Here is a 26,390-nt window from a genome sequence, read left to right as displayed (position 1 = left end):
CGCGTAGGATTAACTGGAGATACTCATGGCATCCGTAAACAAGGTCATCCTCGTCGGCAATCTCGGCGCCGATCCTGAAATTCGTTACCTGCCGAGCGGGGACGCCATTGCCAATATCCGGCTTGCCACGACCGATCGCTACAAAGACAAGGCATCGGGCGATTTCAAGGAAGCGACGGAGTGGCACCGCGTCGCGTTCTTCGGGCGTCTGGCCGAGATCGTCGGCGAATATCTGAAGAAGGGCTCGTCCGTTTATATCGAAGGGCGTTTGCGTACGCGCAAGTGGCAGGGGCAGGACGGTCAGGATCGTTACTCGACCGAAATCGTCGCCGATCAGATGCAAATGCTGGGTGGCCGCGGTGGTTCGGGCGGCGGCGGCATGGGTGGGGGCGATGACGGCGGCTACAGCCGCGAGCCGGCCGAGCAGCGCGGCGGCGGGCGTTCGGCGGCCGGTGGCGGCGCGCGCAGCGGCGGCGGTGCCGGTGCAAGCCGGCCGAGCCAGCCGGCCGGTGGCGGCGGGCTTGACGATATGGATGACGATATTCCGTTCTAAGAGGAACTTCGCCGCCCTGCTGTAAAGATGGCCCCCGATTTCTTATTCAAATCAACGATTTGGGTGAGACTCCGGGGCCGTTTGCTTTTGATCTCTCGCCCGGGCCGTTGCCAGCCGCGGGTGTTGCCTTCGTAGGAGGTCGAGGCTTTCCAAACGCCGCCTTGCGGATCTTGGCCCGCAGCGCGCCGCGCGGCACTCACGAGATCGTGTACCTCACCTGGGGCCCGCTCTTATAAAGGTCTCTGGCGAGCGCCAGAATCTGGTCGCGGTTGCGGTCGAAGGCCGCAAGCAACGCGGGCTCGCCAGAATCCATGTCGGAGTTCAGTTTCGCCAGCATCGCATCCTCGACCAGAAAGGTAATCTCGCGCGAAGAATTGTCGTAGCCCCAGAAGCACACACAGTGTCTGGAAGCGTCGTAGGTGCGACTGGGATTGGGAAAGTTGAGTGTCGCATCACTTGTCCTCATCTCTCCCTCCTGACAGGTATAACGGCCGCTTGCTGGCACTGACATTGATGCGGGCGTCGTTTTCGCTCCGCTTCCGGGCGCGCTCGATTTCCGCACGCCTCAGTGTCAAGGCGTGCACTGAGCATGCGCCCGATACCACAGCCCTGCAAGCGCTATCGACAGTCCATCCATCTGAACATTGATTGATCGCAGGGATGGGCCGATCGCGGTGCGTTGGCGCTCGGGTTTTTGGCGAGCGGGTTCATCACGGCCTACGTCTACACGCCGGAGTTGTACCCCACGAGCATTCGTGCACTGGGTTGCGGTATGGGCGGGGCATGGTTGAAGGTGGCCGCGATCTTTGCGCCGACGATCGTTTCGAAGACGATGATCGGCGGCAACCTCAACATGGCGTTCTATATCCTCGCGGCCGTGCCGTTCCTTGCGGCGTTGACGGTCCACTTTCTCGGCGTCGAAACGAAGCGCAAGGTCCTCGAGCAGTTGGAGGCGTGAGCCTAAGGCGACATCAGCGCGCCACGAGCGCGCAATGATCGATGGTCCGAGCGTCGTATTCGGCGGTGACCTCGAAGCCTGCATCGTTCAACCACTTGATGTGGTCTCGCGCCGGATACGCCATGCCCTGGCCGCTCGCGACGGTGACGAAGTAGAGCGACGACTTGACCGACTGCAAACCGCCCGTCTCATCGTCATCGCACATGAGCGACCAGACGAACAACTGGCCCGCGTCCCGCAGATAAGCGCGCGATTTCTGATACAGAAACTGGATCTTCTCGGGTGAAAAGATTTCGAGGACATGCGAAAAAATCACGCCATCGCAGCCTTGGGGCCACGAATCTGTGAACATGTCGACGGCTTCGCACGTGACGCGGTCCGACAGGCCCTGCGCCCGAATGTTCTCGCGCGCTTTCTCGATCACGGATGGCAAGTCGATCAGGGTCACCTTCAACGACGGATAGCGTTCGCAGAGGCGAATCGCATTGGTGCCGTCGCCGCCGCCGACGTCGAGCAGCCTCGTCACTTCACCGAACTCCTTCACCGCCATCATGCGCGGCGACAGCCTCGTATAAGCGCCCATCCCGTCATGAAAGAGACGTTCCAATGCGGGATCGACCGCCATGCGCCCATAGAGCGTCGGCGCATCGCCAGGGAACTCGTCGAGACCCGCGTTGCGCCCTTCGCGCAAAGCCTGCGTGAAATGCAGGCAAGCGCGATGTTGAATCTTGTCGTTCAAATGAACGAAGGGCACCATCGATTGCGCAGACCCGCGCAGCAGGCAGCGTCGCGCGAGCGCCGAGTTCGTCATCTTGCCGGTATCGTCGACTTCAATCAGCTTCAATTGCTTCAAGCCGAGCACCAGTACGCGGCAGCCATGCGCGTCGATCTCCAATTGCCGTGGCAATGAGGCCAGCGTTGCGCCGCGTTCGATCGCATCGAATACGCCAAGGTCGCATGCGCTCGAGAGCACCTGCGTCTTGATGTAGCCGTTCATCATTTCACACAGCGATTGCCACTCTTCCCACGACAATTCTTCCATTGCTGGATATCCTCGCTTCAAAAGGTTATGGATCAAGCCGTCGATCAAACGGTTGCGACGGAATCGTCAAACAACTGCGCTTTGCGTTGCGCGAGCCGCGCCTCGATGTGCTGCGCTTCACTTGTGGCCAAGCGATGCGCATTCCACCGCAGGTAGCATTCGAGTTCATGCACGCGCATGCCGAGCGACGTCGATTCGCCGTCGATGAACAGCGCATCGTGCAGCGCCATCGCGCGAATCACGAACAGCGGCACGTCCGCGCGCATCGGCCGAAATGTCGGAGAATGCGCACCGGCCACCGTGCTGGCGGGATGAAACTCGCCGAGCATCAGGCCGCACTCCATATAAAACGGCTTCAGAATTGCATGCGCGCAATCGATGAATTTGTAATAGGTGTCGGCGTTCAAGCCGATCGGAAAGATCGCGAGCGATAGCAAGTCGCTCGATTCCGCCCGCTGTGTGGCCAACTGATCGAACACTCGCGGCATTCGCATCAACGTGTCGATGTAGATATCGAACGACATGTCCGCGGCATCGAAGGCGCAAAACAGCAAAGCGCGCTCTTCATGCGCCGGCTTCGCGAAAGGGCAGACGGCGCCTTTGCGCCCAAGATCGGCATGAGGCCGCATGATGAATCGCTGCATCCACCCAAGTCCTTTGACATAGGTGGCGCGCAATGTGGGGTCCGCGATAGCGTCGATCTCGGTCGATCCGCGCAGCGATCGCTCGATCTGCGCAAGCGCGAGAGAAACCGATTCCTCACCCGGTGGCTTGGTCTTATCGTTCATATCGGGCTTCCTTAGTTAAAATCTTTGAGGTTCGTGCGTCGCTCTTCGTCGAGCATGTCCTTGAAGAGGCGCCCCCATTCGTAGTCGATTCGATCGGGATGGAACGGGAACACGCCGGCGCCTGGCGTGAAAGTCAGTTCGCCGAAAAACACTTTGCCGTCGGGCACGTAAAGGTCGACGCGTACAAAGCCGAGGCCGTCCGCGAGACGTGTGGCGAGACGAATGATTTCGTCCCAGTGCGGAGGGACGGGCAGCGGAACTCTGCTTTGCGGATAGTGGCCGACGGCGATATCGACGCGATTCCAATCGACATCGAACACGTCGCCATGCGGCGTGCCGAAACGGTCGGAAACGATGCCCGCGTAGATAATGGGTTTTCCGTTCGCGTCTCGGCCGAACATATTCATCTTCAGATCGGCCGGCACATGCCCATTGCAATCGAGCAGCAATCGTTCGAAGTAAAGCTTCGGCTTGATCGGTCGATAGTGCCGTTCGCGGGAAGCGCGTGAAAAATCCTCGGCGAGCCATTGATTGGCAAGGCAGCTCAATTCTTCGAATGAAACGCGCTGTTTATCTTCGACGATCCTGACGTAGCCGCAGCCATGATTCGCTTTCATGACGAATGCGGTGGGCAGCGCGTCGAATACGGCGCGATCGAACACGTCGGGCGTTGCGATCAGCTCGATCAGGTGTTCTTCGCCGATACGTTCTTTGACGAACTCGCGCACCGCGAGCTTATCGGCGAGCAGGGTCCAATGCGGTTCCGGATTCCGACAGCGTTGCAGGATGAATTCGTTGAACGTCTGGGGCGCAGCCAGGCGGGGAATACGGCCGACGCGACGCCAATGGGAAAGCGCGAGAAAAAGGGTGTCGGGCATGAGGCGCTTTGCGGTGCGCCATGTGGCTCGCAGGGCCGTCTCGAGCGCCACGCGCGGCGGCGAAGGCACGCGGCCGTCCGAATGCTCGCCGTTTGCCGCCGCGCGAGCCTCGACGCGCGCCGTCCGTGTCGTGCGGGCAGCGTGAAGCAGCACGAGTGCTGCGCTATCGCAGCCGGCTCGCTCGATCGGGCCCGATCGGTGCGGATCGGGTTCGGCTATGTTCGGCATGTCTATCCCTTCCCCTGACTGGCGTGTTTTGGGTTGCTTGGATGCACAGAGATAGAACCATTGCGCTTGGGGGCGAGCAACAAGGCGAGCCGGAAGTCGGGAATGTTTGGCGCTTTATGACGTGATTATTCGGCGTGTTGTTGCAGAGCAATTTTTGCTTACAGAATTAGCGAATTTGTTTAGTGTTGTTACTCATAACGTCAGCGTTATGAGACCCGCGCGCTATCGGTGATAGGTCGGATGAAAGCTTTAGTGTTGGCAAGTGTGTCATGTCCGATGTTTGGGATACGGCTTTTTCGGACAACTGTGCTGTGTATGAAAGCATGGGCACAAAAGGCGGAGAAGCTTGCAAGAAATAAATCAACAATTGAGGTCACGACGGGCCAGGTCGATGCGATTGAGTTGCGGCGGCGCTTCGGCCAAACCCAATCGGCCACGCCGGCCGTCGTGATGCCGGCGTGCGTGCTTCATTTTGCAGGAAGCGTGCCGCGCGGGACGGTAAGTGCTTGAATCGAAAGGCTGATCGGTAAGTTCGAAAGGGTGCGATTTATTGGGCAGACAAATCAATCGAACCCTCTGAACGATCTGATTTGAGCCGCTATAATGCGGCGCATCGCCTCATCCCGACTGTTCATGCCCCGATTTCTTTGCGCCTTGTTCATCTGTTTTGGTCTGATCGCACCCGCGATTGCGCAGGAGTCCGAAACATCACGCGCCAACGTAGCGGCGGCCTCGGTTGCCGCGCGCTCGGGAGGTGACCCGGTCGTCGATGAGACGCTCGCCGTGGAGCGCGCCGGCGTCGCCGCAAAGCCGGCGGCCGATGCTCCGGCTGCGGCAAGCGGCCCCGCCGTCGGGCAAATGCAGCGGGTGCGCGACCTGCTGACCCAGAAGTTCGGGCTGGCCCGCGCGAAAGCAGAGCAGATCTCGTCGGCGGTCATGTCGTCGGCTTCCAAGTACTCGTTGCCGCCGGCACTCGTGTTGGCGATCATCTCGATCGAGTCGCGCTTTCGGGATCACGCGCACGGTGCCCACGGTGCGACGGGCCTGATGCAGGTCGTGCCTGCCGCACATAAGCGTCTCGTCAAAAATCTCGACCTGACCGAGCCGGCTGCGAACATCGAAGCCGGCTCGGCCATTTTGCACGGCTACCTGGAATCGGCACGCGGCGACCTTGACGCTGCTCTCAAAAGCTATGGCGGCTCGACCGCCTATGCACGAAAGGTGAGTCTGCGCGTGAAGGATTTCCAAACGGCTGGCGCGGCGAGCGATGCCGACGCCGCCACCGGCACGAGCGCATCGCAGCAGTGAATGGCGCGGCGTCGCGTGCGCCCATTCCGCTTTCGGCTCTTTTCAGCAACACCGGTGCGCAAACCCCGCACTTTGCGCCAAGACCCCCTGATTTACCGGATATGGGACGTCGCACTTCTTGCATGCTCTGCTAGAATCCGAGACGTCATGCGGCAAAATATGCAGGACTCCAAAATAATTAGCGAATTCGCAACGCCGGGCCAATTTCGAACGTCGGGAAACAGAACATGAATTGGCTCCGTCCACTTATTGTCGCTTCGGTCGCGCTTGGCTCCATGGCCTACGCTGACGCCACCCAATGGACCGCATTGAAGAGCGCCAGCGACCTGGCCTACGCCGTCGATATCGATAGCGTTGCAACCGATTCCGACGGCTACGTCGAATACACGGCGAAAACGACCTGGAAGGCGCCCGCGATGATGCCCGGCGCGAATGCGCCCGTCGCCGTGTCGGTTATGCGATATCAAGTCGATTGCGCCGGCAAGCAGTGGCGCCCGCTCGAAACGCATTATCTGGATGCGCACGGTGCGCCGGCGGGTGCGTTGCGCTCGCCCGATTCGGCATGGGTTGCCGTCAGCCCGGGCACGGTCGTCGACACGATGTTCCGCAAGGTCTGCTGAGCGGCAGGTTGGTGCGCTCGGACGCGCGCTGTCGCTGATTGTTCTAGTATGTGGGAGGCCGCGGGTGTGATGCGGATGCGACGGCATCGGCGGCGTCTACTGACAGGGGAATAACATGCATGCAATGCGAAAGTTAAATGTCGCCGTACTGTTGTGGGCGTTCGCGTCCGGCGCTGCTCTGGCCGATACGGTCGCGCTCAAGGCGAATCTGCAACCGTCGAGCGAGGTGCCGCCCACCACATCCAAGGGGAGCGGCGCGCTGGAGGGCCAGCTAGATACGTCGAGCAAAGTGCTCAAGTGGCACATCACCTACGAAGGCCTGACGGGCCCGGCCACAGCGGCGCATTTCCACGGGCCCGCGGCCGTGGGTAGTAACGCTGCACCCGTCGTTCCTATCCCGAAAGACAAATTGGCAAGCCCGATCTCCGGCGAGCAAACCTTGACGGACCAGCAGGTAAACGAGCTCACGGCCGGCAAGTGGTACTTCAACGTCCACACCAAGGCGAACCCGGCTGGCGAGATTCGCGGCCAGGTCACACCGCAATAACGCGCGTTTAACGTTCGGGAGTGTCCGCTCGCGTCCAATACGGCGGCACCGGTGCGCTTAACATGGCGATTGTCGATCGTCATTCGTGGGGTGTGCCGCGATGAGCTGGCAAAGCGCGGTGGCCTGCTGGCTGCTCAAACGGCAGTTCCGTCCCGAAACGCTCAAACCGCATGTGAGCGTGGAGCGCGCCCGCGCCCACGCCGCTGCTCGCCTGCGACGGGTGTCGGTGCCAGCCGGCTGGCGGCTCGTCGTGCGCGATCGAGCCGCCGATGCCCCGTTGCGGGGCGAGTGGCTCGAACGCGAGGCCGACCTCGCGCAACACGTAGCAGTGCGCACGATGTTGTATTGCCACGGCGGCGGCTATTACTTCTGTTCTCCGGCCTCGCACCGGCCCCTCGTCTTTCGCCTCGCTGCGCGCTCGGGCGCGCGCACGTTTTCGCTCGATTACCGTCTGGCGCCCGAGCATCCCTTTCCTGCGGCGCTCGAGGATGCGCTGGCGGCCTATCGAGCGTTGCTCGCCGACGGCACGCCTGCCGAGTCGATCGTGATCGCCGGAGATTCGGCGGGCGGCGGCCTTGCCCTGGCGACGCTCGTTGCGTTGCGCGATGCGGGCGATCCGTTGCCGGCGGCCGGCGTACTGTTTTCTCCGTGGACCGACCTCGCGGCAACGGGGGCGACGATCGAGTCGAACGACGGGCTCGACCCGATGTTCTGCGGCGCTGCAATCGGTCGCGCGGCGCGGTTCTATATTGGCGATGCGGATCCTACCGACCCCTATCTCTCTCCGCTTTATGCCGATTTCACCGGGTTGCCGCCGCTCCTGATTCAGGTCGGCAGCACCGAAGTGTTGCTCGACGATGCGCGCCGCGTCGCCGACGGCGCACGCGCCGCGGGCGTGAAGGTCGAGTTCGAGGTGTGGCCTGCAATGCCGCATGTTTGGCATCTTTGGACGCCTTACGTGCCAGAGGCAAAGGCCGCGCTCGAGCGGGCGGCGCAATTCATCCGTCTGCACGCGGCCGAGCGCACCGCTCAGGTCGAGGTGGACTCCACGGCGCGATAGGCGGCCTGCACGGCGTCGGCGCCGTAGCGGCGTTCGAGCCGACGCACGGCGAAATGCCCGTGCGCCGTTTGCTGAAAGTGATCGATGAACACGGTGTTGACGACAGCGCCCAGCACGGCGCCGATCGCCGGGATCGACTTCGCCGCGACCTGCTCGCTCACCTGCGCCGAAAAACGCGCGGCAATGGTGTTCATCAAACGCACCAGTGCCGGCGCCCCATGCGCTGCGACGCCCTTGCTCGCCAATTCCGACGACGCTTTCGAAATCGCCTGCGCGAGTGCGCCGCGCGCAATGAAATAACCGAGGTCGGTCTCCTCATCCTTCGCGCTGCGGCCCATACCGAAGACGGCGAGGCACTGCAGCCGCGCTTCGGCGGCGCGCAAATCCTCGCCTTCGCTGCGCGCGATGTCGCAAATCGACCGGAACATCAGCGTGGTCGTCACGGGCAACTCGGCCGGCAGCGCCAGCAAGCCGAACGCGCCGCCGGCAGCTCCGGTCGTGGCGACGGCGACTTTATGCAGCCAATCGCGCGGCTTGGCGTTCTCGGCGGCGCCGGGCGCGGACGTGCCCTCGCTGCCGGTCAGATAGGGCGCGCCGAGCGTCGCAACAGCCGCCTGCAGGGTTTTGTCGAGCGCGCGCCGCGTCGCGTCGGCGATCGTGTCCTGCGCGAGCGCCGGCAACCGCGTCATGAGCCGCTCGATCGGCGCGCCGACGGCCGCGGCGAGTTTCATCGTCAGCGGCTGCGTTTCGAGCGCCCGTTTGGCCAGCGCCAGCGTGGCGAGGTCCTCGGCGGTGAGTCCTGAGACGGCGAAAGGGATCGGTTCCATTGGCGAAATTGACGAACGAACCACGAAGTTGCGTAAAGATGAGCAAGGAGCCGGCCGCGTAGCCGCCTGCGAATTGTAGGCTCTCATGCTATCATTTCGCATTCTTTGACTGATCAACGATTGCGGTTGCAAAAAATGGCCGTCTATACCGGTGCCCAGCACTCGCGCGGGCAATTGCTGCCGTTCCGGGAGTCGCTGCTGGCGATGCTCGGCATCTCGTTCGTGACGATGCTCGTCGCGTTCGATCAAACCGTGGTCGGTACCGCGCTACCGACGATCGTCGCCGAACTGCGAGGGTTCGAGCTCTACGCGTGGGTTGCCACATCGTATTTGCTGACATCGGTGATTACCGTCCCGATCTTCGGCAGACTCGGCGACTATTTCGGGCGCAAGCCGTTCGTCATCGCGTCCATCGTCGTCTTCACCGGCGCTTCGGTGCTATGCGGCGCCGCGAACAGCATGCTCTTTCTCGTGTTGGCGCGCGCGCTGCAGGGGATCGGCGGCGGCATGCTCGTCGGCACGGCATTCGCCTGCATTCCCGATCTCTTTCCGGACTCGGTGGTGCGCCTGCGCTGGCAGGTGCTCATGAGTTCCGCGTTCGGCATCGCCAATGCGATCGGCCCGTCGCTCGGTGGTTTTCTGACGCAGTACTACGGCTGGCGCTCCGCGTTCTATGTGAATCTGCCGGTCGGTTTGCTGTCGCTGATTTTCGTTTGGCGTTACCTGCCGCATCTGCGTCACATCGAAACGCGCGGCAGGATCCGCCTCGATTGGCCCGGCTCGCTGCTGATCGCAATCGCGCTCGGCTCGCTGCAGTTGTTTGTCGAATCGCTGTCGCAGCACGGTTTTTCGGCTGGCGTCGCCGCGCTGGCGGTGCTGGCCGTGGTCGCGGCAATCGGTTTGTGGAAGTGGGAAGCGCGCTCGGAGCAGCCGATTCTCCCGCCCGACATGTTCGCCAACCGTAGTCTCGCCGCGCTCTTCACGCTCTCGTTGCTGGGCGGGTTCTCGATGTTCTCGCTGATTTTCTATGCGCCGCTGCTGCTCCAGGGCGGCTTCGGGCTGTCGCCGAAGGATGCCGGCATCGTCGTCACGCCGCTTGTCGTGTTCATTACGATTGGCAGCATCGTCAACGGCCGCATCGTCACGCGCATCCGGCGCCCGAACGCGATGCTCTACATCGGCTGTGCGCTCGTGGCCTGCGCCTGCGCCGGGACCGCGCTCACCACGCGTGCCACGCCGCACGCGCTGCTGATGGGGCTCATGATGCTCTGCGGCGTGGGGCTGGGCTTCGTGTTGCCGAACCTGACCGTGTTCGCGCAGGAAACGGCCGGACGCGAGCACCTCGGCATCGCTACGGCGCTGCTGCAGTCGCTGCGCATGATCGGCGGGATGTTCGGCACGGCCGTCACGGGGACGCTGATCACGCATCTCTATGCGCGCGGCGTGCGCAACGCGCTGACCGCCGACGATGCGATGCAGTGGTGGCCGACCATGCGCGACCCGCAGATTCTCGTCAACCACGAAGCGCAACAGACGCTGCTCGGTGCGTTGGGGCGAGCGGGGCACGACGGCGCGGCACTCTTGGAACTGGCGCGCGAAGCGCTCGTCGGCGCGATTCACATGGGTATCGCCGTCGCGGCCTTGGTTGCGCTCGTCGCGCTCTGGCAGTGTCGGCGCGTGCCGCACGTCAGCATCACGCGCAGGGCGGAGCCCGCGCCCGCGGCGGAATAATCGGGAAACAAAGGTTGCATCATGGAAGATTACGTCGCCATCGTTCATCAGTTCGGCCGGACCTACCGCGCCTTCCTATCGGCCTTCGAGGCTCACGTCGGGCATGCGATGCCGCGTTGGCGCATCTTGCTCGCGTTGACCGATGCCGACGGAGAGTGGTCGCAGAAGCGGCTCGTCGAACGCTTGCGGATCGACCCGGGCGCGCTCACGCGGCAGTTGAAGGCGCTCGAGGCGATCGGCTGGATCGAGCGCAGCATCGACGCGCGCGACAACCGCATCACGAACGTGCGATTGACCGACATCGGGCGTAGCGCAGTGGACGCGAGCCTGCCGCAGCGCAATGCGTTCCTGCGTGAGACGATGGGTTCGCTGCCCGACGATGCGCTCGCCGCGCTCTCCGACGCGTTGACGAAACTCGAAACGCGCATCGGCGACGTTGCGCAATGCCTGCCGTTGTCGACCGAGGACGCCGAGTGCATCGATCCTGTCGCTGAGACGGACACGACCAACCCGCCGCAGGCCGCGCCGATCCGCTGAGGTCATCCCGATGCGATTCGCCGCAATCAGAAAAACGTTTCGATGACTTCCGTGACGCGGTAGCTCCGATCGACGACGAGCAACTGACGCCACTTGTCGAACGTCAGGCACGGGTGCGAAATGTCGAAGGAGAGCATGTCGCCCACCTTCAGATCGGCGCCCGGCGCGATGCGCAGATAGGCGTGCTGGTCCATCATCCCCGTCACTTCCCAGCCTTCGCTCTGCGCGATCGTGCGCGGCGCACGCGCGCCCGAGCCGGGCCGATAGTGGCGCGCGGGCACCGGCATGCCGGCGTCGAAGGCGGCATCGCGTTTGCCGAATCCGACGATCGCGCGATCGGCTTCGGGAATCGACTGGACGTAGGCCCAAAGCTGCAGCGCCGGCAGCAGCGCCTCGCCCATCTTCCTGGCGATCGGATTGCGCGCAAGGATCTCCGTTTGCGCTTTCTTGTAGACGCCGACGTCGTGCGTCAGATAACAGCCGGGCCGCAGGACGACTTCGATTTCGCCGGCTTTCGATTCGGCTGCGAATTCCTCCGCCACCACGTCGTACCACGCCGACCCGGCGCCCGACAGCACGGCCGGCGTGCGAGCGAATCGGCCCTCGGCGGCGAACTGCCGCGTGGCCTGCACTGCGCGGCGCAAGAACGTACGCACGGCTTGTTCGTCGGCGATGATGCCTTCATACAGCTCGATGCCCGCCAGCACGAGCGTCCCCTCATGGCCCGCGATGGCTGCCGCCACCGCTTGGAGCTGAGCTTCGTCGCGCACACCGGTGCGGCCGCCCGGTATGCCGAGTTCGATCAGCACCTGCAGCCGGCGGCCCGCCGCTTTGAAGAACGCCCCCAGTTGATTGACGCCGTCGACCGAATCGACGAGGCAGAAGAATTCGAAATCCGGGTCGCTCAGCAGTTCGGCGATCATCGCCATGTTGTGTTTGCCGACGAGCTGATTGGCCATCAGCACGCGTTCGATGCCGCCGTGGTAAGCCGCCCGTGATTGATGCGCCGTCGCAAGCGTGATGCCCCAGGCGCCCGTTTCGATCTGGCGCCGGAACAGTTGCGGAGCCATCGTCGTCTTGCCGTGCGGTGCAAGCCTGACACCGTATTCGGTAACGAAATCCTGCATCCATTTGAGGTTGTGCTCGATGCGGTCCGCGTACAGCACGGCGGCGGGCAGACTCACGTCCTCGTCCAGCAGGTTCCATTCGAGGTTCGCCGCTTGTTCGAGTGGCACGCTCGAGCTGGGGACCGTGCCGAGCCCTTTGCCGAGTGGATCGATGGAGGCGGTCGAGTAGCTCGTGATCGTCAGTGTCATTGGAATCGTCCTGATGAAATCGCACGCCAGCGCCAAAGGCGGCATACGAGGCTCCCATGGTACCGAAAGTGCGAGTAGGATTGCCCGAATCGTCGGCGTCGCGGTGCGTCGTTGCGCCCGCCGCCGTTCGGCGCCCCCTACGCCTATCCGCATTCGCAGTCGCTTTCGTATCCGGAGACGCCCCATGCATTCTCACCCCGAAGCCGCCGACACGCTGATTTACGGCGCCACGCTCTACGATGGCACGGGCAAGCCCCCTGTCGTGCGCGACCTCGCGATTCGCGGCGACAAGATCGCGGCCGTCGGCAATCTGTCGAATTGGATCGCGGAAGAAATCATCGAAGCGGACGGCCGTGCGCTTGCGCCGGGCTTCATCGACGTCCACACGCACGACGACACCCATGTCATCCGCGAGCCGCAAATGCTGCCCAAGCTCTCGCAGGGCGTGACGACGGTTATCGTCGGTAACTGCGGCATCAGCGCGTCGCCCGTGTCGCTGCGTGGGGAGCCGCCCGATCCGATGAACCTGCTCGGCGAGCGCGATACGTTTCGCTATCCGACGTTCGGCGCCTACGTCGAGGCCGTCAATGCCGCGCGTCCGGCCGTCAACGTGGCGGCGCTCGTCGGCCATACGGCCCTGCGCAGCAACCATATGGACCGGCTCGACCGTGCCGCGACGCCGGCCGAGATCGACGCCATGCGAGCGCAATTGACCGAGGCGCTCGACCATGGCGCGCTCGGACTGAGCTCAGGGCTCGCCTATGCCTCGGCGTTCAGCGCGCCGACCGAAGAAGTGATGGCGCTTGCCGAACCGCTTGCACAAGCGGGCGCGCTTTACGCGACGCACATGCGCAGCGAATTCGACGCCATCCTGGACGCCTTCGACGAAGCCTGCCGCATCGGTCGCCATGCGCGCGTGCCTGTCGTCGTCTCACATCTGAAATGCGCGGGGCCGCGCAATTGGGGGCGCAGCCTCGAGGTGCTCGCTGCGCTCGAGCACGCGCGGGCCGAACAGCGCATCGGCTGCGACTGCTACCCCTACGATCGCAGTTCCACCACGCTCGATTTGAAACAGGTTACGGGCGAGATCGAGATCACCATCACGTGGTCGACACCGCATCCCGAAGCCTCGGGCAAGCTGCTGTCAAAGATTGCGAACGAATGGGGCGTGACGCAGCAAGAGGCGGCGCAGCGCCTGCAGCCGGCCGGCGCGGTGTACCACAACATGTCCGAGCAAGATGTGCGGCGCATTCTCGCGCATCCGGCCACGATGGTGGGCTCGGACGGCCTGCCCAACGATCCGCTGCCGCATCCGCGGCTGTGGGGCACCTTCCCGCGCGTGCTCGGCCATTACGCGCGCGACGTGAAATTGATCCCGCTCGAGGAAGCGGTGCGCAAGATGACGGGGTTGTCGGCGCGACGCTTCGGTCTCGAGCGCCGTGGAGAGATCCATGTCGGCTTCCACGCCGATCTCGTGCTGTTCGATCCCGCGCGCGTGCGCGATGCAGCGACGTTCGACAACCCGCGCCAGGTAGCCGACGGCATCGACGCCGTGTGGGTGAACGGCGCGCTTTCGTATCGGGAGCGGGAAGTATCGGGCGCGCGTGCGGGCCGCTTCGTCCCACGCGGTGCGCCGGCGGCCGGCGACGCGAAGCAGGGCGCCGCCGAGCCGTTCTGAACGGAAGACAGCCGCCCGGGGTGCCCGGGTGTCCCCTCGGCCCCTCTCGCCCCGCCGCTATGGGATTCGCTACTGACGCGCCGTGCGCGCGTTGTCGGGCATCGGCAGGTTGTAGTTGGTGCGGAACGGATTGATGTCGAGCCCGCCGCGGCGCGTGTAGCGCGCATAGACGGCGAGCTTGACGGGGCGGCATTCGCGCAGGATGTCGATGAAAATCCGCTCGACGCATTGCTCGTGAAAGCCCGTGTGCGAGCGATACGAAATGATGTAGCGCAACAGGCCCGCATGGTCGATCTGCGGGCCGACGTAGTGAATCTGTACGCTGCCCCAATCGGGCTGGCCCGTCACAGGGCAATTCGACTTCAGCAGGTTCGAGTACAGCGTTTCCTCGACGGGCGCCTCGTCGAGCGCCGCTTTGAGCAGCGTCGGATCGGGCTGATAGACATCGGCGTCGAGATCGAGCCGATCGAGCGAGAGCCCGTCGAGTTCGTCGAATTCAAGCTTGGCGAACTCGGCCGGCGTGCTCAAGCGCACGGAAACGGTCGCGCCGCATGCCGCGGAGACGTCGCGCTTGAGGGTATCGCGCAGCGCGTCGATCGACTCGATGCGGGTCTGCGCGAACGAGCCGAGGTAGAGCTTGAACGACTTCGATTCGACGATGTTCGCCGATTCGGCGGGGACGAAGAACGTCGCGATCGCGATTTGCGGCTTGCCGCGCGCGTTGAGCCAGGACAGCTCGTAGGCGTTCCAGATGTCGGTACCGAAGAACGGCAGCGCGGCCGTGATGCCGATCGCCTCGCGCGCGCGGCCGCGGGCGATCGGGAACAGCAGCGCCGGATCGTACTGTTCGGTGTAGGTCGTGCTCTTGCCGAGCGGGGAGTGTTCGGGAGTCATTGCGTTCGCTTGATCAAGGGCACCGCCTGGAGCGCGCGGCGATGTCGCCTCATGCAAGAAAGAGCCGATAAACGGGATTGTCGCTCTCGTCCCAATGCGGGTAGCCGAGCGTCGACAAGAAGCGAGCGAACGCTTCGTTGTCGGCCTGCGGCACTTGAATGCCGACCAGAATCGAGCTGTAATCCGCGCCCTGGTTGCGGTAGTGGAACAGGCTGATGTTCCAGTCGGGCGCCATTGACGACAGGAACTTGATCAGCGCGCCGGGCCGTTCGGGAAATTCGAAACGGAACAGGCGCTCATCGCGCGCGAGCGGCGAGCGGCCGCCGACCATGTAGCGGATGTGCTGCTTCGAGAGCTCGTCGCCCGTCAGATCTACGGTCGCAAAACCGTGCTGCTCGAACGAGCTGGCGATCTGGGCCGATTCGCCGCGGCTCTTGATCTGCACGCCGACGAAAATATGGGCGGCGCTGGCATCGGCGATCCGGTAGTTGAACTCGGTGACGCTGCGCTCGCCGCCGACGAGTTCGCAAAACCGCTTGAAGCTGCCGCGTTCCTCGGGAATCGTCACGGCGAACACGGCTTCGCGCGCCTCGCCCACTTCGGCGCGCTCGGCCACGAAGCGCATGCGGTCGAAATTCATGTTGGCGCCCGACGTGACCGCGACGAGCGTCTGGCCCGTCACGCCCGTGCGTTCGGCGTATTGCTTCGCGCCGGCCACGGATAAAGCGCCGGCCGGTTCGAGCACGCTGCGCGTGTCCTGGAAGACGTCCTTGATCGCGGCGCACAGCGCATCGGTGTTGACGATCAGGACATCGTCGAGCAACTGCTTGCAGAGGCGGAACGTCTCTTCGCCGACGAGCTTGACCGCTGTGCCGTCGGAGAAGAGTCCCACCTCGGGCAGCGTCACGCGTTCGCCGGCTTTGACCGACTGCGCCATGGCGCACGAGTCTTCCGTTTGAACGCCGATGACTTTGATGTCGGGACGCACGGCTTTGACGTAAGCGGCGATGCCGGCGGCCAGGCCGCCGCCGCCGATCGGCACGAAGATCGCGTGAATGGGCGCCTGATGCTGGCTCAGGATCTCCATCGCGACCGTGCCCTGGCCCGCGATCACGTACGGATCGTCGAACGGATGCACGAACGTGAGCCCGCGCGCCCTCTGCAATTCGATCGCATGCGCGTAGGCGTCGCTATACGATTCGCCCGCCTGCACGACTTCCACGGTGGGGCCGCCATGCGCGCGCACGGCATCGACTTTCACCTGCGGGGTCGTGACCGGCACGACGATGACGGCTTTCACGCCCATACGCGCTGCCGAAAACGCGACGCCCTGCGCGTGGTTGCCGGCAGAAGCGGTGATCACGCCGCGCGCGAGCGCGTCGGCGTCGATATGAATCATCTTGTTGTATGCGCCGCGCAGCTTGAACGAGAAGACGGGCTGGTTGTCTTCGCGCTTCAGAAAGACGCGGTTGGATAAGCGGGCCGACAAGTGGCGCGCCGGTTCGAGTTCCGTTTCGTGCGCAACGTCATAGACGCGGGCGGTCAGGATTTTCTTCAGGTAATCGTGGGAAGACGAGGACATGGGCAGTTGCGCGTGCGGCGCTTGGCGTGACGGACGATGGGAAAACGTCAATGATAGCGCCAACGGTCGGTGCCTTTCGTCCCTTATCGGTGCAATAAAGTCCCGCCGAAGGCAAAAATGGAATTGACCGGACGGACGGTCGGTGAGTGGGGCGGCGATTGTCCGACCGCCGCGCCAGCCGGCCGTTCGGGAGGCGGGCGCGAGATACATTGACCGTCAACGTATATTGAAATGATGCGGTAGAATTCTGTTTTAAAACCAGGACCGGATAATGCGCTGGCAGCCACGGACCGCCCCACTCACCCCAGCCCCGCGGGAAGCGCGACCCGCGGCGCAGCGGCACGCCCGTCACGCACGATCGTGCGGCTAGTGCAACGCTGAGTCGTGCCGGCAACGCTTGCGCCTACCCGCGCCGCGGCCGCCCGCTCCCAACGCCCAGTTTCCAGAAATCATTGCGCGTGACGCGCATTGCCGGCCGCAAGTCGATCGACACTGTGCCCGGCTTATCGATCCGTCCGACCATGAACGCACCTCAAGTCTTCGACCCGAATGGCGCTGCGGCTTTCGTCGCCGCAGAAGCCGAGCCTCGCTTGCGCGAGATTCCGTACAACTACACCTCGTTTTCCGATCGGGAGATCGTGATTCGCCTGCTCGGCGACGAACCGTGGAGAGTGCTCGACGAGTTGCGCGCCGAGCGCCGCACGGGTCGATCGGCGCGTATGTTGTATGAGGTGCTCGGCGATATCTGGGTGGTGCGCCGCAATCCCTATCTGCAGGACGACCTGCTCGACAATCCGAAGCGGCGCGCGTTGCTGATCGAGGCGCTGAACCACCGCTTGAACGAGATCGAGAAGCGCCGTCGCGCCGATCTGATCGAGCATGGCGACGAAGCGGGGCTCGAACGTGCGGCGCGCGTCGAGATGCTCGTCGCGGCGGCGCGCAGCGCCGTCGAGGCATTCGCCGCCGAGTTCGGCGCGATGGCCGAGCTGCGCCGCCGGGCGATGAAGGTGCTCGGCCGTTGCACGCAGAAGGACAACATCCGCTTCGACGGTCTCTCGCGCGTCTCGCACGTGACCGATGCAACCGATTGGCGCGTCGAGTATCCGTTCGTCGTGTTGACGCCCGACACGGAAGCGGAGATCGCAGGTCTGATCAAAGCCTGCTTCGAACTCGGGTTGACGGTGATCCCGCGAGGCGGCGGCACGGGCTACACGGGCGGTGCGGTCCCGCTCACGCCGTTTTCGGCCGTCGTCAATACCGAAAAGCTGGAGCAGCTTGGCGCAGTCGAACTGACGGAGTTGCCCGGCGTGCCTGCCAAGACGCCGACGATCTTCTCGGGCGCCGGCGTCGTCACGCGTCGCGTGACGGAGGCGGCCGAGGCGGCCGGTTACGTGTTCGCCGTCGACCCCACTTCGCTCGACGCTTCCTGCATCGGCGGCAACGTGGCGATGAACGCGGGCGGCAAGAAGGCAGTGCTGTGGGGCACGGCGCTCGATAACCTCGCCTGGTGGCGGATGGTCGATCCGCAGGGCAACTGGCTCGAAGTCACGCGGCTCGAGCACAACCGCGGCAAGATCCACGATGTCGACGTGGCGCGCTTCGAACTGAAATGGTTCGACGGCAATTTCGGTCCGGGCGAGCGCCTGCTGCGCACGGAAACGCTCTCGATCGAAGGTCGGCGCTTCCGCAAGGAGGGACTCGGCAAGGACGTGACCGACAAATTCCTGGCGGGCCTGCCCGGCGTGCAGAAGGAAGGATGCGACGGCTTGATCACGTCGGCGCGCTGGGTGCTGCACAAGATGCCGGCCCACACGCGCACGGTCTGCCTCGAATTCTTCGGTCAGGCGCGCGAGGCGATTCCCAGCATCGTCGAAATCAAGGACTACCTGTTCGAGACGTCCAAGCGCGGCGGCGCCATCCTCGCCGGGCTCGAACATCTCGACGAGCGCTATCTGCGCGCGGTCGGCTATGCGACGAAGTCCAAGCGCAACGCGTTTCCGAAGATGGTGCTGATCGGCGATATCGTCGGCGACGACGCTGACGCGGTAGCGGCGGCGACGTCGGAGGTCGTGCGCATGGCGAACGGCAAGAGCGGCGAGGGTTTCGTGGCGGTCAACGCGGAAGCGCGCAAGCGCTTCTGGCTCGACCGTAGCCGCACGGCCGCGATCGCCAAGCATACGAATGCGTTCAAGATCAATGAAGACGTCGTGATTCCGCTGAACCGGATGGGCGAGTACACCGACGGCATCGAGCGCATCAACATCGAGCTGTCGATCAAGAACAAGCTGCAACTGATCGACGCCCTCGAATCGTTCTTCAAAGGCGGCAATCTGCCGCTCGGCAAGACCGACGACGCAAACGAAATCCCGAGCGCCGAGCTGCTCGAAGACCGCGTGCAGCAAGCGCTGGAACTCTTGCAACGCGTGCGTGGGCGCTGGACGTTCCTGCGCGACAAGCTCGATCTGTCGCTGCGCGAGGCGCAACATTATCTCGTGCAACTCGGCTACGAGGCCCTCGCGGAAAAGTTCGCCGATCGCGCGGACGCCCAGCCGGACGCGAGCGTTTTCCACGTGACGCAGGATCGAACGATTCGCGTCTCATGGAAGCAGGAAATCCGCGCGGAGCTGCGCCAGATCTTCAACGGCGGCGAGTTCAAGCCGATCCTCGACGAAGCGCAGGCGATCCACAAGCGCGTGCTGCGTGGCCGCGTGTTCGTCGCGCTGCACATGCATGCGGGCGACGGCAACGTTCACACGAACATCCCGGTCAACTCCGACAACTACGAGATGCTGCAAGACGCGCACAAAGCGGTCGAGCGCATCATGAACCTCGCGCGCTCGCTTGACGGCGTGATCTCGGGCGAGCACGGCATCGGCATTACGAAGCTCGAATTCCTGACGGAAGCCGAGATCGCCGATTTCCGCGCCTACAAAGAGCGTATCGACCCGGAGGGCCGCTTCAACAAGGGCAAACTGCTGCCGGGCGCCGATTTGCGCAATGCCTACACGCCGAGCTTCGGCCTCATGGGCTACGAATCGCTGATCATGCAGCAATCGGACATCGGCGCGATCGCCGATTCGGTGAAGGACTGCTTGCGCTGCGGCAAGTGCAAACCCGTCTGCGCGACGCACGTGCCGCGCGCGAACCTGCTCTATAGCCCGCGCAACAAGATCCTGGCCACGTCGCTGCTGATCGAAGCGTTCCTGTATGAAGAGCAAACGCGTCGCGGCGTATCGATCAAGCATTGGGACGAGTTCAACGATGTGGCGGACCATTGCACGGTCTGCCACAAGTGCGTGACGCCGTGCCCCGTGAAAATCGACTTCGGCGACGTGTCGATGAACATGCGCAACCTGCTGCGCAAGATGGGCAAGAAGAAGTTCAATCCGGGCGCAAGCGCGGGCATGTTCTTCCTCAATGCGACCAATCCGCAGACGATCAACCTCGCGCGCACGGCGATGATGGGGATCGGCTACAAGGCGCAGCGGCTGGGCAACGATCTGCTGAAGAACTTCGCGAAGAAGCAGACCGCGCATCCGCCGGCGACGACGGGTAAGGCGCCTGTGGTCCAGCAGGTGATCCACTTCGTCAATAAGAAGATGCCGGGCAACCTGCCCAAGAAGACGGCGCGCGCGCTGCTCGACATCGAGGACAACAAGATCGTGCCGATCATCCGCAATCCGAAGACGACGACCGTCGATTCGGAGGCGGTGTTCTACTTCCCGGGCTGCGGCTCCGAGCGGCTGTTCTCGCAGGTGGGGCTGGCGACGCAGGCGATGCTATGGGAGGCCGGCGTGCAAACCGTGTTGCCGCCCGGATACCTCTGCTGCGGCTACCCGCAACGCGGCGCGGGGCAATACGACAAGGCCGAGCAGATCGTCACCGACAACCGCGTGCTGTTCCACCGGGTGGCCAATACGCTCAACTACCTCGACATCAAGACGGTCGTGGTGTCGTGCGGCACCTGCTACGACCAGCTGGCCGGCTACGAATTCGAGAAGATATTCCCGGGCTGCCGCATCATCGACATCCACGAGTTCCTGCTCGAAAAAGGGATCAAGCTCGACGGCGTCAAGGGCACGCGGTACATGTACCACGACCCGTGCCACACGCCGATCAAGACGATGGACCCGGTCAAGCTCGTCAACGAATTGATGGGTTCGAGCAACGACGGCTACAAGATCGCGAAGAACGAACGCTGCTGCGGCGAGTCGGGCACCTTCGCCGTGGCCCGTCCGGACATTTCGACGCAGGTGCGCTTCCGTAAGGAAGAAGAAATCCGCAAGGGCGCGGCAAGGCTGCGCGAGATCGCGGTGACTTCGACCGCCGGTAACGGGGCCGACGCCACCGCTGCCGGGAACGGCGCGGCCGACGTCAAGGTGCTGACGAGCTGCCCTTCGTGCCTGCAGGGGCTGTCTCGCTACAACGAAGACGCGAACATCGAAGCCGACTACATCGTCGTCGAGATGGCGCGCCATGTGTTGGGAGAGAACTGGATGGCCGAGTACGTCGAGCGGGCGAACAATGGCGGGATCGAGCGCGTGCTGGTCTAATAGCGCCCACGCGCAGGTCGCGCTCACCGACGCAGGTCGAACGCCAAGGGGCGATGATGGATTGCGTATTTTGCCGTGAAGAGGGCGGGGTCCTGCTTTGGCAGGACGATGCATTGCGCGTCATTCTGGCCGACGAGCACGACTATCCGGGCTTGTGCCGGGTGGTTTGGAACGCGCACGTCGCGGAATTCTCCGATCTGCAGCCGCACGAGCGCCAGCGCGTCATGCTGGCCGTGTACGCGACCGAGCGGGCGGTACGACGCGTGCTGGCGCCCGTCAAGGTGAACCTCGCGAGCCTTGGCAATCAGGTGCCGCATGTGCATTGGCACGTCATTCCGCGGTTTACGAACGATGCGCATTTTCCTCAGCCGATCTGGGCGCCGCGCCAGCGGTCCGTCTCGGAGGCGCTTCTATCGCAGCGGCGTGCGCAAGCGACGCTGATCGCCGACGCGCTGCGGCAGGAGATGGCGCAAGCGGGCGAGTGAGCGCTGCGCTTGCGTGCGTTTCGCCGCGGCGCCGGGTGGCGCAGTGCGGTGCGATCGCTATAAGGAACGAGAGGCAAAGACATGAGCGGACTGACTTCGCAGACGCCGGTGCCCACGGGCATCGTCGTTCATGCAAAAACGCGTGCGCTGGAGTTGCAATATGCGGACGGAGCAAGCTACCGGATTCCGTTCGAATTGATGCGCGTCTACTCGCCGTCGGCCGAAGTGCGCGGGCACGGGCCGGGGCAGGAAACGCTGCAGACCGGCAAGCGCGACGTGTCGATCGTCTCGATCGAAGGGGTGGGCAACTATGCGCTGCAACCGACCTTCTCGGACGGCCATTCGACGGGTATCTACTCGTGGGATCTACTCTATGAGCTGGCGACGCGGCAGGACGACCTCTGGCGGGCTTACCTCGACAAGCTCGCGGCGGCCGGTGTGGAGCGCGACGCGCCGATGGCGGCGCCGGGCGCAGCGCGCGGCCACTGCCACTGAAACGCAGCGATGACGTTGCCGCTTCCCTTCGCGCGCCGTGCTGTTGCGGCCGGTGGCGGCGAGCCGTCCGATGGCGGCGGCGCTGCGCGCTGGTACGATCGCGCACTTATTTGAGCTTATTTGAGAATACGCGGAGGATAAACGCGATGAGCAAGACCCACTTCGGCTTCGAAACCGTCGACGAGCAGGACAAAGCGAAGAAGGTGGCGGGCGTATTTCACTCTGTCGCCAGCAATTACGACCTGATGAACGACCTGATGTCGGGCGGGCTGCATCGCGTCTGGAAGCAGTTCACGATTGCTCAGGCGAAGGTGCGCCCCGGGTTCAGGGTGCTCGACATCGCGGGCGGCACGGGCGATCTGTCCAAGGCATTCGCGAAGCAGGCGGGACCGACGGGCGAGGTCTGGCTGACCGACATCAACGAATCGATGCTGCGCGTCGGCCGCGACCGCCTGCTCGATCGCGGCCTCGTCACGCCGGCGCTGCTGTGCGACGCGGAGAAAATCCCGTTCCCCGACAACTACTTCGATGTGGCGACGGTGGCCTTCGGGCTGCGCAACATGACTCGCAAGGAAGTGGCGCTTTCTGAGATGCGGCGCGTGCTCAAGCCCGGCGGCCGCCTGCTCGTACTCGAATTCTCGAAAGTCTGGGAGCCGTTGAAGAAGGCGTACGACGTGTATTCCTTCAAGGTATTGCCGTGGCTTGGCGATAGATTCGCAAAAGATGCCGACAGTTACCGCTATCTGGCGGAGTCCATTCGGATGCACCCGGATCAGGACACGTTGAAAACGATGATGGAGCAGGCGGGGCTCGACAACGTGAAATATTACAATTTGTCAGCTGGCGTGGTAGCCTTGCACGTGGGGGTGAAATACTAGCGCCCCTAACTCATTGTTTTTATAGGGAATACCAACATGGCCGATTCGCTTCCGAAAACTTCCAAACAGCTTTCATTGCATTTTACGAAGCGGATCCGGCTCTTTGCCGTAGCCACGATGCTGGCAGCGGGCACGCTCGCGACGCTCGATGCCGAAGCCAAACGAATGGGCGGCGGCCGTAGCATCGGTCGGCAATCGCAGGCCACCGTCCAGCGCGACGTCTCGCCCGCGGGCGCTCAATCGTCGCAATCGTCGCGCTCTGCGCAGTCCGGCGCCCAGTCGCCGGCCGGTGCGCAGGCGCAGCGGGCTCAGAACCCTCAAAGCGCGCCGGCTGCGACGCCTGCTCGTTCGCGTTGGCTCGGGCCGATCGCTGGTCTCGCAGCCGGTCTTGGCATCGCGGCGCTGCTCTCCCACTTCGGTCTTGGCGCGGCGTTCGCGGGCGCCATGGCAAACGTCATTGTCGTGGCGTTGATGGCGCTGATCGGCATTTGGGTCGTGCGCAAGCTGCTGTCGCTTCGTCGCAGGAACGAAACGCCCGCGCTGGCGGCAGCCGGCGGCCCGTCGCCCATGCTGCGCGATGTGTTTTCGGGCCAACCGGCTCCGGCAGGCGGCCCGGGTTCGAGCGCGGCTGCCGCGCCTGCCGTGGTGGAAGCGGGGCATGCGGCATTTGCTCGTCCGGCCGATTTCGACGAGGCAGCGTTCCTGCATCACGCCAAGGTCAATTTCGTGCGTCTCCAAGCCGCGTGGGATGCCGGCAATCTGGATGACATCCGAGCATTCTCGACGCCGGAGATCTTCGCCGAACTGAAGCTCGACCACGCCGCGCAGGCAGGCGAGCGGCATCAGACCGATGTCGTGCAACTGAACGCAGATCTCGTCGATCTCGCGGAAGATGCGCTCGAGTATCGCGCGAGCGTTCGCTACAGCGGATTGATTCGCGAGGTGGCCGGCCACGCGGCGCAGCCGTTCGCCGAAACTTGGCAGTTGGTCAAGGCGAAGCGGGGCGGCGACGGGTGGCTGCTGGCGGGCATCGAGCAGGCGATCGCACATTGATATCGGGCAGGCCGCGGGGTCGGGGCCGTCTGGTCCGGGCCTTTCCGTCCGGGCCGTTCGGGCCGGGCTGATCGACCGACGTTAGCGCCGCGGCATCGGGCGCTACAATAGAGGCCCGCATCGGCTACCGTCGGCGCGGGCTTTTTATTACTACCCGATGACTCTTGCCGCCAAGCCCTTTGCTGCCGCCGTCAACCATTTGCTCGCTCGCGAAGCGTGGGCGCGCCAACGCCTGGCGCCGTATGCGGGCAAGACGGCTCGCATTTCGTTTTCCTCGATCGTGTTGACCTTCGCCGTCGAGTCCGAGGGATATCTGAGCGCCGTTGACGAAATCGATGCGAAAGCCGTCGATGTCTCGCTCGCGATCGGGACCGATGCGCTCCCCGCTTTCATGCAGGGCGGGCAGGCGGCCGTGATGAAGCACGTGAAAATCGAGGGCGACGCCGAATTCGCCACTCAGCTTGCGAAGCTGGCCGAGCATCTGCGCTGGGAGCCCGAAGAGGACCTGGCCAAACTGATCGGGGATGCCCCCGCGCATCGCGCCGCGGAGCTCGTGCGCGCAGCGGGCGAGCACGCGCTGCGCGCCGGTCGCAGCGTGCGCGATTCGCTGGCGGAATATCTGCTCGACGAAAGCCCGCAGCTCGTGCGTCGCGGCGCGCTCGATACGTTCAATGCGGAACTCGCACGCGCCCGCGATGCGCTCGCGCGAGTCGAAAAGCGCATCGATCGCGTCGACCAGCAGGCGATCGCACGGCAGGCAGGCGCGTTGCGCCGCGTACGTTAAGTTCGCGGGCCCGCCATGCGTCTATTGCGTTTCTTCAAGATTGCGTACACCGTCGTGCGCTTCGGGCTCGACGAAATGATGCTCAGCCGCATCAGCGACCGCCGCGTGCGCGTCCTTGTGCGCATCGCCACGATCGGGCGCCGTTTCAAGTCGCCGCCGGCCGTGCGCTTGCGGCTCGCCCTCGAAAGCCTCGGGCCGATCTTCGTGAAGTTCGGGCAGGTGCTGTCGACGCGTCGCGATCTGCTCTCGGCCGACGTGGCCATCGAACTGGCCAAGCTGCAGGATCAGGTGCCGCCGTTCGATTCGGCGGTCGCGATCGACATCATCGAAAAGTCGCTAGGCGCGCGCGTCGACGTGCTGTTCGACGAGTTCGAGCGCGTGCCGGTGGCGAGCGCCTCGATCGCGCAGGTGCATTTCGCGAAGGTCCGGTCGGGCCAACATGCCGGCAAGGACGTTGCGATCAAAGTGCTGCGGCCGAACATGCTGCCCGTCATCGATTCGGATCTCGCCTTGTTGCGCGACCTCGCCACGTGGGCGGAACGGCTCTGGGCCGACGGCAAGCGCCTCAAGCCGCGCGAGGTCGTTGCCGAATTCGACAAGTACCTGCATGACGAGCTCGACCTCATGCGCGAGGCCGCGAACGGCAGCCAGCTTCGGCGCAACTTCCTTGCGCTCGACCTGTTGCTCGTGCCCGAGATGTATTGGGAGTTCTGCACACAGAATGTCCTCGTCATGGAGCGCATGGTCGGCGTGCCGATCAGCCAGGTCGAGACGCTACGGGCGGCGGGCGTCGACATTCCGAAGCTTGCGCGGGAGGGCGTCGAGATTTTCTTTACGCAGGTGTTTCGCGACGGCTTCTTTCACGCCGACATGCATCCGGGCAACATTCAGGTAAGCCTCGATCCGGCGCATTTCGGGCGGTACATCGCGCTGGACTTCGGCATCATCGGCGCGCTGTCGGATTTCGACAAAAATTACCTGGCGCAGAACTTTCTCGCCTTCTTCAAGCGCGACTACCACCGCGTGGCCACGCTGCACCTCGAGTCGGGGTGGGTGCCGCCCAATACGCGCGTCGAAGAACTCGAAAGCGCGATTCGCGCTGTCTGCGAGCCCTATTTCGATCGCGCGCTCAAAGATATCTCGCTCGGACAGGTGTTGCTGCGGCTGTTCTCTACGTCGCGCCGCTTCAATGTCGAAATCCAGCCGCAACTCGTGTTGTTGCAAAAGACGATGCTCAACGTCGAAGGCCTCGGTCGGTCGCTCGACCCCGAACTGGACCTCTGGAAGACGGCCAAGCCTTACCTCGAGCGGTGGATGAACGAGCAGATCGGCTGGCGCGGCTGGTACGAGCGGCTCAAAGTCGAGGCGCCGCAGTGGAGCAAGACGTTGCCGCAACTGCCGCGGCTCGTCCATCACCTGCTCGCTGAGCGGCACGACGGCGCGCGCGGCATGCACGACGCGGCCATCAAGCTGCTGCTGCTCGAGCAAAAGCGCACGAACCGGCTGCTGCAGGCGCTGCTCGTATTTGGCGTGGCCATGGGCGCGGGCGTCGTGCTCGCGCGCGCATGGTTGGCTTTCGCCTATGGGGCTTGATG

24 protein-coding genes and 1 pseudogene are annotated in these 26,390 nt (G+C 63.8%); 17 read left to right on the top strand and 8 right to left on the bottom strand.

Features of this window, described 5'->3' with window-relative positions; genetic code table 11:
• Positions 1–25: 25 nt before the first annotated feature.
• Positions 26–553 carry a single-stranded DNA-binding protein gene (locus C0Z19_RS07115; protein WP_102609081.1) on the top strand — a complete coding sequence of 176 codons (528 nt, stop codon included), beginning with the start codon at positions 26–28 and terminating at the stop codon, positions 551–553.
• Positions 554–749: 196 nt separating this feature from the next.
• On the opposite strand, the gene C0Z19_RS07110 is transcribed toward C0Z19_RS07115, so the two are convergent.
• Positions 750–1,019, bottom strand: coding sequence for a DUF1488 family protein (locus C0Z19_RS07110; protein WP_102609153.1), 270 nt, complete (start codon positions 1,017–1,019; stop codon positions 750–752).
• A 210-nt stretch (positions 1,020–1,229) separates the two neighbouring features.
• Here C0Z19_RS07110 and C0Z19_RS07105 point away from each other — a divergent pair.
• Positions 1,230–1,511, top strand: a pseudogene (locus C0Z19_RS07105) (MFS transporter); the annotation flags it as partial.
• 13 nt (positions 1,512–1,524) lie between these two features.
• Here C0Z19_RS07105 and C0Z19_RS07100 read toward each other — a convergent pair.
• From C0Z19_RS07100 to C0Z19_RS07090, 3 genes are read right to left on the bottom strand one after another with little or no spacing between them, the layout of a single operon-like run.
• The gene (locus tag C0Z19_RS07100) at positions 1,525–2,553 is read right to left on the bottom strand and encodes a methyltransferase (protein WP_102609080.1); all 1,029 of its coding nucleotides are present in this window, start codon (positions 2,551–2,553) and stop codon (positions 1,525–1,527) included.
• A 44-nt stretch (positions 2,554–2,597) separates the two neighbouring features.
• On the bottom strand, positions 2,598–3,341 hold the full coding sequence (locus tag C0Z19_RS07095) for a DUF6875 domain-containing protein (RefSeq protein ID WP_102609079.1): 744 nt from the start codon (positions 3,339–3,341) through the stop codon (positions 2,598–2,600).
• 11 nt (positions 3,342–3,352) lie between these two features.
• A complete protein-coding gene (locus tag C0Z19_RS07090; RefSeq protein WP_233196034.1) occupies positions 3,353–4,447 on the bottom strand; it encodes an ATP-grasp fold amidoligase family protein in 1,095 nt (364 codons plus the stop codon).
• 315 nt (positions 4,448–4,762) lie between these two features.
• Here C0Z19_RS07090 and C0Z19_RS07085 point away from each other — a divergent pair, with 315 nt between their 5' ends.
• From C0Z19_RS07085 to C0Z19_RS07065, 5 genes are all read left to right on the top strand, one after another.
• Complete coding sequence (locus C0Z19_RS07085; RefSeq protein WP_102609078.1) at positions 4,763–4,957, top strand: hypothetical protein; 195 nt, start codon at positions 4,763–4,765, stop codon at positions 4,955–4,957.
• Positions 4,958–5,080: 123 nt separating this feature from the next.
• Positions 5,081–5,755, top strand: coding sequence for a lytic transglycosylase domain-containing protein (locus C0Z19_RS07080; RefSeq protein ID WP_102609151.1), 675 nt, complete (start codon positions 5,081–5,083; stop codon positions 5,753–5,755).
• A 227-nt stretch (positions 5,756–5,982) separates the two neighbouring features.
• The gene (locus C0Z19_RS07075) at positions 5,983–6,375 is read left to right on the top strand and encodes a surface-adhesin E family protein (protein ID WP_102609077.1); all 393 of its coding nucleotides are present in this window, start codon (positions 5,983–5,985) and stop codon (positions 6,373–6,375) included.
• A gap of 115 nt (positions 6,376–6,490) precedes the next feature.
• Positions 6,491–6,922 (top strand): CHRD domain-containing protein, encoded by a 432-nt coding sequence (locus tag C0Z19_RS07070; RefSeq protein WP_102609076.1) that lies wholly within the window; start codon positions 6,491–6,493, stop codon positions 6,920–6,922.
• Positions 6,923–7,022: 100 nt separating this feature from the next.
• Positions 7,023–7,982: an alpha/beta hydrolase gene (locus tag C0Z19_RS07065; protein WP_102609075.1), complete on the top strand. Its 960-nt coding sequence runs from the start codon at positions 7,023–7,025 to the stop codon at positions 7,980–7,982.
• Here C0Z19_RS07065 and C0Z19_RS07060 read toward each other — a convergent pair.
• Positions 7,952–8,809, bottom strand: a complete 858-nt coding sequence (locus C0Z19_RS07060) for an EcsC family protein (RefSeq protein WP_102609074.1) — start codon at positions 8,807–8,809, stop codon at positions 7,952–7,954. The two genes, C0Z19_RS07065 and C0Z19_RS07060, sit on opposite strands and share 31 nt — an antisense overlap.
• Before the next feature lie 105 nt (positions 8,810–8,914).
• Here C0Z19_RS07060 and C0Z19_RS07055 point away from each other — a divergent pair, with 105 nt between their 5' ends.
• Both C0Z19_RS07055 and C0Z19_RS07050 read left to right on the top strand, forming a co-directional pair.
• Positions 8,915–10,540 (top strand): MDR family MFS transporter, encoded by a 1,626-nt coding sequence (locus C0Z19_RS07055; RefSeq protein WP_102609073.1) that lies wholly within the window; start codon positions 8,915–8,917, stop codon positions 10,538–10,540.
• A 21-nt stretch (positions 10,541–10,561) separates the two neighbouring features.
• Positions 10,562–11,077: a MarR family winged helix-turn-helix transcriptional regulator gene (locus tag C0Z19_RS07050; RefSeq protein WP_102609072.1), complete on the top strand. Its 516-nt coding sequence runs from the start codon at positions 10,562–10,564 to the stop codon at positions 11,075–11,077.
• A 26-nt stretch (positions 11,078–11,103) separates the two neighbouring features.
• On the opposite strand, the gene C0Z19_RS07045 is transcribed toward C0Z19_RS07050, so the two are convergent.
• Complete coding sequence (locus C0Z19_RS07045; RefSeq protein WP_425330278.1) at positions 11,104–12,393, bottom strand: amino acid deaminase; 1,290 nt, start codon at positions 12,391–12,393, stop codon at positions 11,104–11,106.
• Between the two features lie 184 nt (positions 12,394–12,577).
• On the opposite strand from C0Z19_RS07045, the gene C0Z19_RS07040 reads away from it, so the two are divergent.
• On the top strand, positions 12,578–14,071 hold the full coding sequence (locus C0Z19_RS07040; RefSeq protein WP_102609071.1) for an N-acyl-D-amino-acid deacylase family protein: 1,494 nt from the start codon (positions 12,578–12,580) through the stop codon (positions 14,069–14,071).
• 69 nt (positions 14,072–14,140) lie between these two features.
• Here C0Z19_RS07040 and queF read toward each other — a convergent pair whose 3' ends face one another.
• Together queF and ilvA are read right to left on the bottom strand one after the other, a co-directional pair.
• The gene (gene queF, locus C0Z19_RS07035) at positions 14,141–14,965 is read right to left on the bottom strand and encodes an NADPH-dependent 7-cyano-7-deazaguanine reductase QueF (RefSeq protein ID WP_102609070.1); all 825 of its coding nucleotides are present in this window, start codon (positions 14,963–14,965) and stop codon (positions 14,141–14,143) included.
• A gap of 49 nt (positions 14,966–15,014) precedes the next feature.
• Positions 15,015–16,547, bottom strand: a complete 1,533-nt coding sequence (gene ilvA / locus C0Z19_RS07030) for a threonine ammonia-lyase, biosynthetic (protein ID WP_102609069.1) — start codon at positions 16,545–16,547, stop codon at positions 15,015–15,017.
• Between the two features lie 521 nt (positions 16,548–17,068).
• Between ilvA and C0Z19_RS07025 the strand changes: the two genes are divergently transcribed.
• The 7 genes from C0Z19_RS07025 (at position 17,069) to ubiB (ending at position 26,388) form a co-directional block, all read left to right on the top strand.
• Complete coding sequence (locus C0Z19_RS07025; RefSeq protein ID WP_102609149.1) at positions 17,069–21,100, top strand: DUF3683 domain-containing protein; 4,032 nt, start codon at positions 17,069–17,071, stop codon at positions 21,098–21,100.
• A gap of 56 nt (positions 21,101–21,156) precedes the next feature.
• Positions 21,157–21,585: an HIT family protein gene (locus C0Z19_RS07020; protein WP_102609068.1), complete on the top strand. Its 429-nt coding sequence runs from the start codon at positions 21,157–21,159 to the stop codon at positions 21,583–21,585.
• 81 nt (positions 21,586–21,666) lie between these two features.
• A complete protein-coding gene (locus tag C0Z19_RS07015; protein ID WP_102609067.1) occupies positions 21,667–22,080 on the top strand; it encodes a gamma-butyrobetaine hydroxylase family protein in 414 nt (137 codons plus the stop codon).
• Positions 22,081–22,226: 146 nt separating this feature from the next.
• Complete coding sequence (gene ubiE, locus C0Z19_RS07010) at positions 22,227–22,958, top strand: bifunctional demethylmenaquinone methyltransferase/2-methoxy-6-polyprenyl-1,4-benzoquinol methylase UbiE (RefSeq protein ID WP_102609066.1); 732 nt, start codon at positions 22,227–22,229, stop codon at positions 22,956–22,958.
• Positions 22,959–22,994: 36 nt separating this feature from the next.
• On the top strand, positions 22,995–24,011 hold the full coding sequence (locus C0Z19_RS07005) for a Tim44 domain-containing protein (protein ID WP_102609065.1): 1,017 nt from the start codon (positions 22,995–22,997) through the stop codon (positions 24,009–24,011).
• A 157-nt stretch (positions 24,012–24,168) separates the two neighbouring features.
• Positions 24,169–24,795: a ubiquinone biosynthesis accessory factor UbiJ gene (locus tag C0Z19_RS07000; RefSeq protein WP_102609064.1), complete on the top strand. Its 627-nt coding sequence runs from the start codon at positions 24,169–24,171 to the stop codon at positions 24,793–24,795.
• Positions 24,796–24,810: 15 nt separating this feature from the next.
• A complete protein-coding gene (gene ubiB, locus C0Z19_RS06995; protein WP_102609063.1) occupies positions 24,811–26,388 on the top strand; it encodes a ubiquinone biosynthesis regulatory protein kinase UbiB in 1,578 nt (525 codons plus the stop codon).
• Positions 26,389–26,390: the final 2 nt, after the last annotated feature.

The sequence above is a fragment of the Trinickia soli genome, assembly GCF_002879855.1.
In the GTDB taxonomy this organism is placed as follows: Bacteria; Pseudomonadota; Gammaproteobacteria; order Burkholderiales; family Burkholderiaceae; genus Trinickia; species Trinickia soli.
The sequence above is the reverse complement of the archived record's forward strand: the minus strand, read 5'-3'. Positions and strand labels throughout refer to the sequence as shown.

Bases quoted from the DNA above. Each gene is read 5' to 3' on its own strand.
- C0Z19_RS07115 (WP_102609081.1), top strand. From the start codon at position 26: ATGGCATCCGTAAACAAGGTCATCCTCGTCGGCAATCTCGGCGCCGAT.
- C0Z19_RS07110 (WP_102609153.1), bottom strand. From the start codon at position 1,019: ATGAGGACAAGTGATGCGACACTCAACTTTCCCAATCCCAGTCGCACC.
- C0Z19_RS07100 (WP_102609080.1), bottom strand. From the start codon at position 2,553: ATGGAAGAATTGTCGTGGGAAGAGTGGCAATCGCTGTGTGAAATGATG.
- C0Z19_RS07095 (WP_102609079.1), bottom strand. From the start codon at position 3,341: ATGAACGATAAGACCAAGCCACCGGGTGAGGAATCGGTTTCTCTCGCG.
- C0Z19_RS07090 (WP_233196034.1), bottom strand. From the start codon at position 4,447: ATGCCGAACATAGCCGAACCCGATCCGCACCGATCGGGCCCGATCGAG.
- C0Z19_RS07085 (WP_102609078.1), top strand. From the start codon at position 4,763: ATGAAAGCATGGGCACAAAAGGCGGAGAAGCTTGCAAGAAATAAATCA.
- C0Z19_RS07080 (WP_102609151.1), top strand. From the start codon at position 5,081: ATGCCCCGATTTCTTTGCGCCTTGTTCATCTGTTTTGGTCTGATCGCA.
- C0Z19_RS07075 (WP_102609077.1), top strand. From the start codon at position 5,983: ATGAATTGGCTCCGTCCACTTATTGTCGCTTCGGTCGCGCTTGGCTCC.
- C0Z19_RS07070 (WP_102609076.1), top strand. From the start codon at position 6,491: ATGCATGCAATGCGAAAGTTAAATGTCGCCGTACTGTTGTGGGCGTTC.
- C0Z19_RS07065 (WP_102609075.1), top strand. From the start codon at position 7,023: ATGAGCTGGCAAAGCGCGGTGGCCTGCTGGCTGCTCAAACGGCAGTTC.
- C0Z19_RS07060 (WP_102609074.1), bottom strand. From the start codon at position 8,809: ATGGAACCGATCCCTTTCGCCGTCTCAGGACTCACCGCCGAGGACCTC.
- C0Z19_RS07050 (WP_102609072.1), top strand. From the start codon at position 10,562: ATGGAAGATTACGTCGCCATCGTTCATCAGTTCGGCCGGACCTACCGC.
- C0Z19_RS07045 (WP_425330278.1), bottom strand. From the start codon at position 12,393: ATGACACTGACGATCACGAGCTACTCGACCGCCTCCATCGATCCACTC.
- C0Z19_RS07040 (WP_102609071.1), top strand. From the start codon at position 12,578: ATGCATTCTCACCCCGAAGCCGCCGACACGCTGATTTACGGCGCCACG.
- queF (WP_102609070.1), bottom strand. From the start codon at position 14,965: ATGACTCCCGAACACTCCCCGCTCGGCAAGAGCACGACCTACACCGAA.
- ilvA (WP_102609069.1), bottom strand. From the start codon at position 16,547: ATGTCCTCGTCTTCCCACGATTACCTGAAGAAAATCCTGACCGCCCGC.
- C0Z19_RS07025 (WP_102609149.1), top strand. From the start codon at position 17,069: ATGAACGCACCTCAAGTCTTCGACCCGAATGGCGCTGCGGCTTTCGTC.
- C0Z19_RS07020 (WP_102609068.1), top strand. From the start codon at position 21,157: ATGGATTGCGTATTTTGCCGTGAAGAGGGCGGGGTCCTGCTTTGGCAG.
- C0Z19_RS07015 (WP_102609067.1), top strand. From the start codon at position 21,667: ATGAGCGGACTGACTTCGCAGACGCCGGTGCCCACGGGCATCGTCGTT.
- ubiE (WP_102609066.1), top strand. From the start codon at position 22,227: ATGAGCAAGACCCACTTCGGCTTCGAAACCGTCGACGAGCAGGACAAA.
- C0Z19_RS07005 (WP_102609065.1), top strand. From the start codon at position 22,995: ATGGCCGATTCGCTTCCGAAAACTTCCAAACAGCTTTCATTGCATTTT.
- C0Z19_RS07000 (WP_102609064.1), top strand. From the start codon at position 24,169: ATGACTCTTGCCGCCAAGCCCTTTGCTGCCGCCGTCAACCATTTGCTC.
- ubiB (WP_102609063.1), top strand. From the start codon at position 24,811: ATGCGTCTATTGCGTTTCTTCAAGATTGCGTACACCGTCGTGCGCTTC.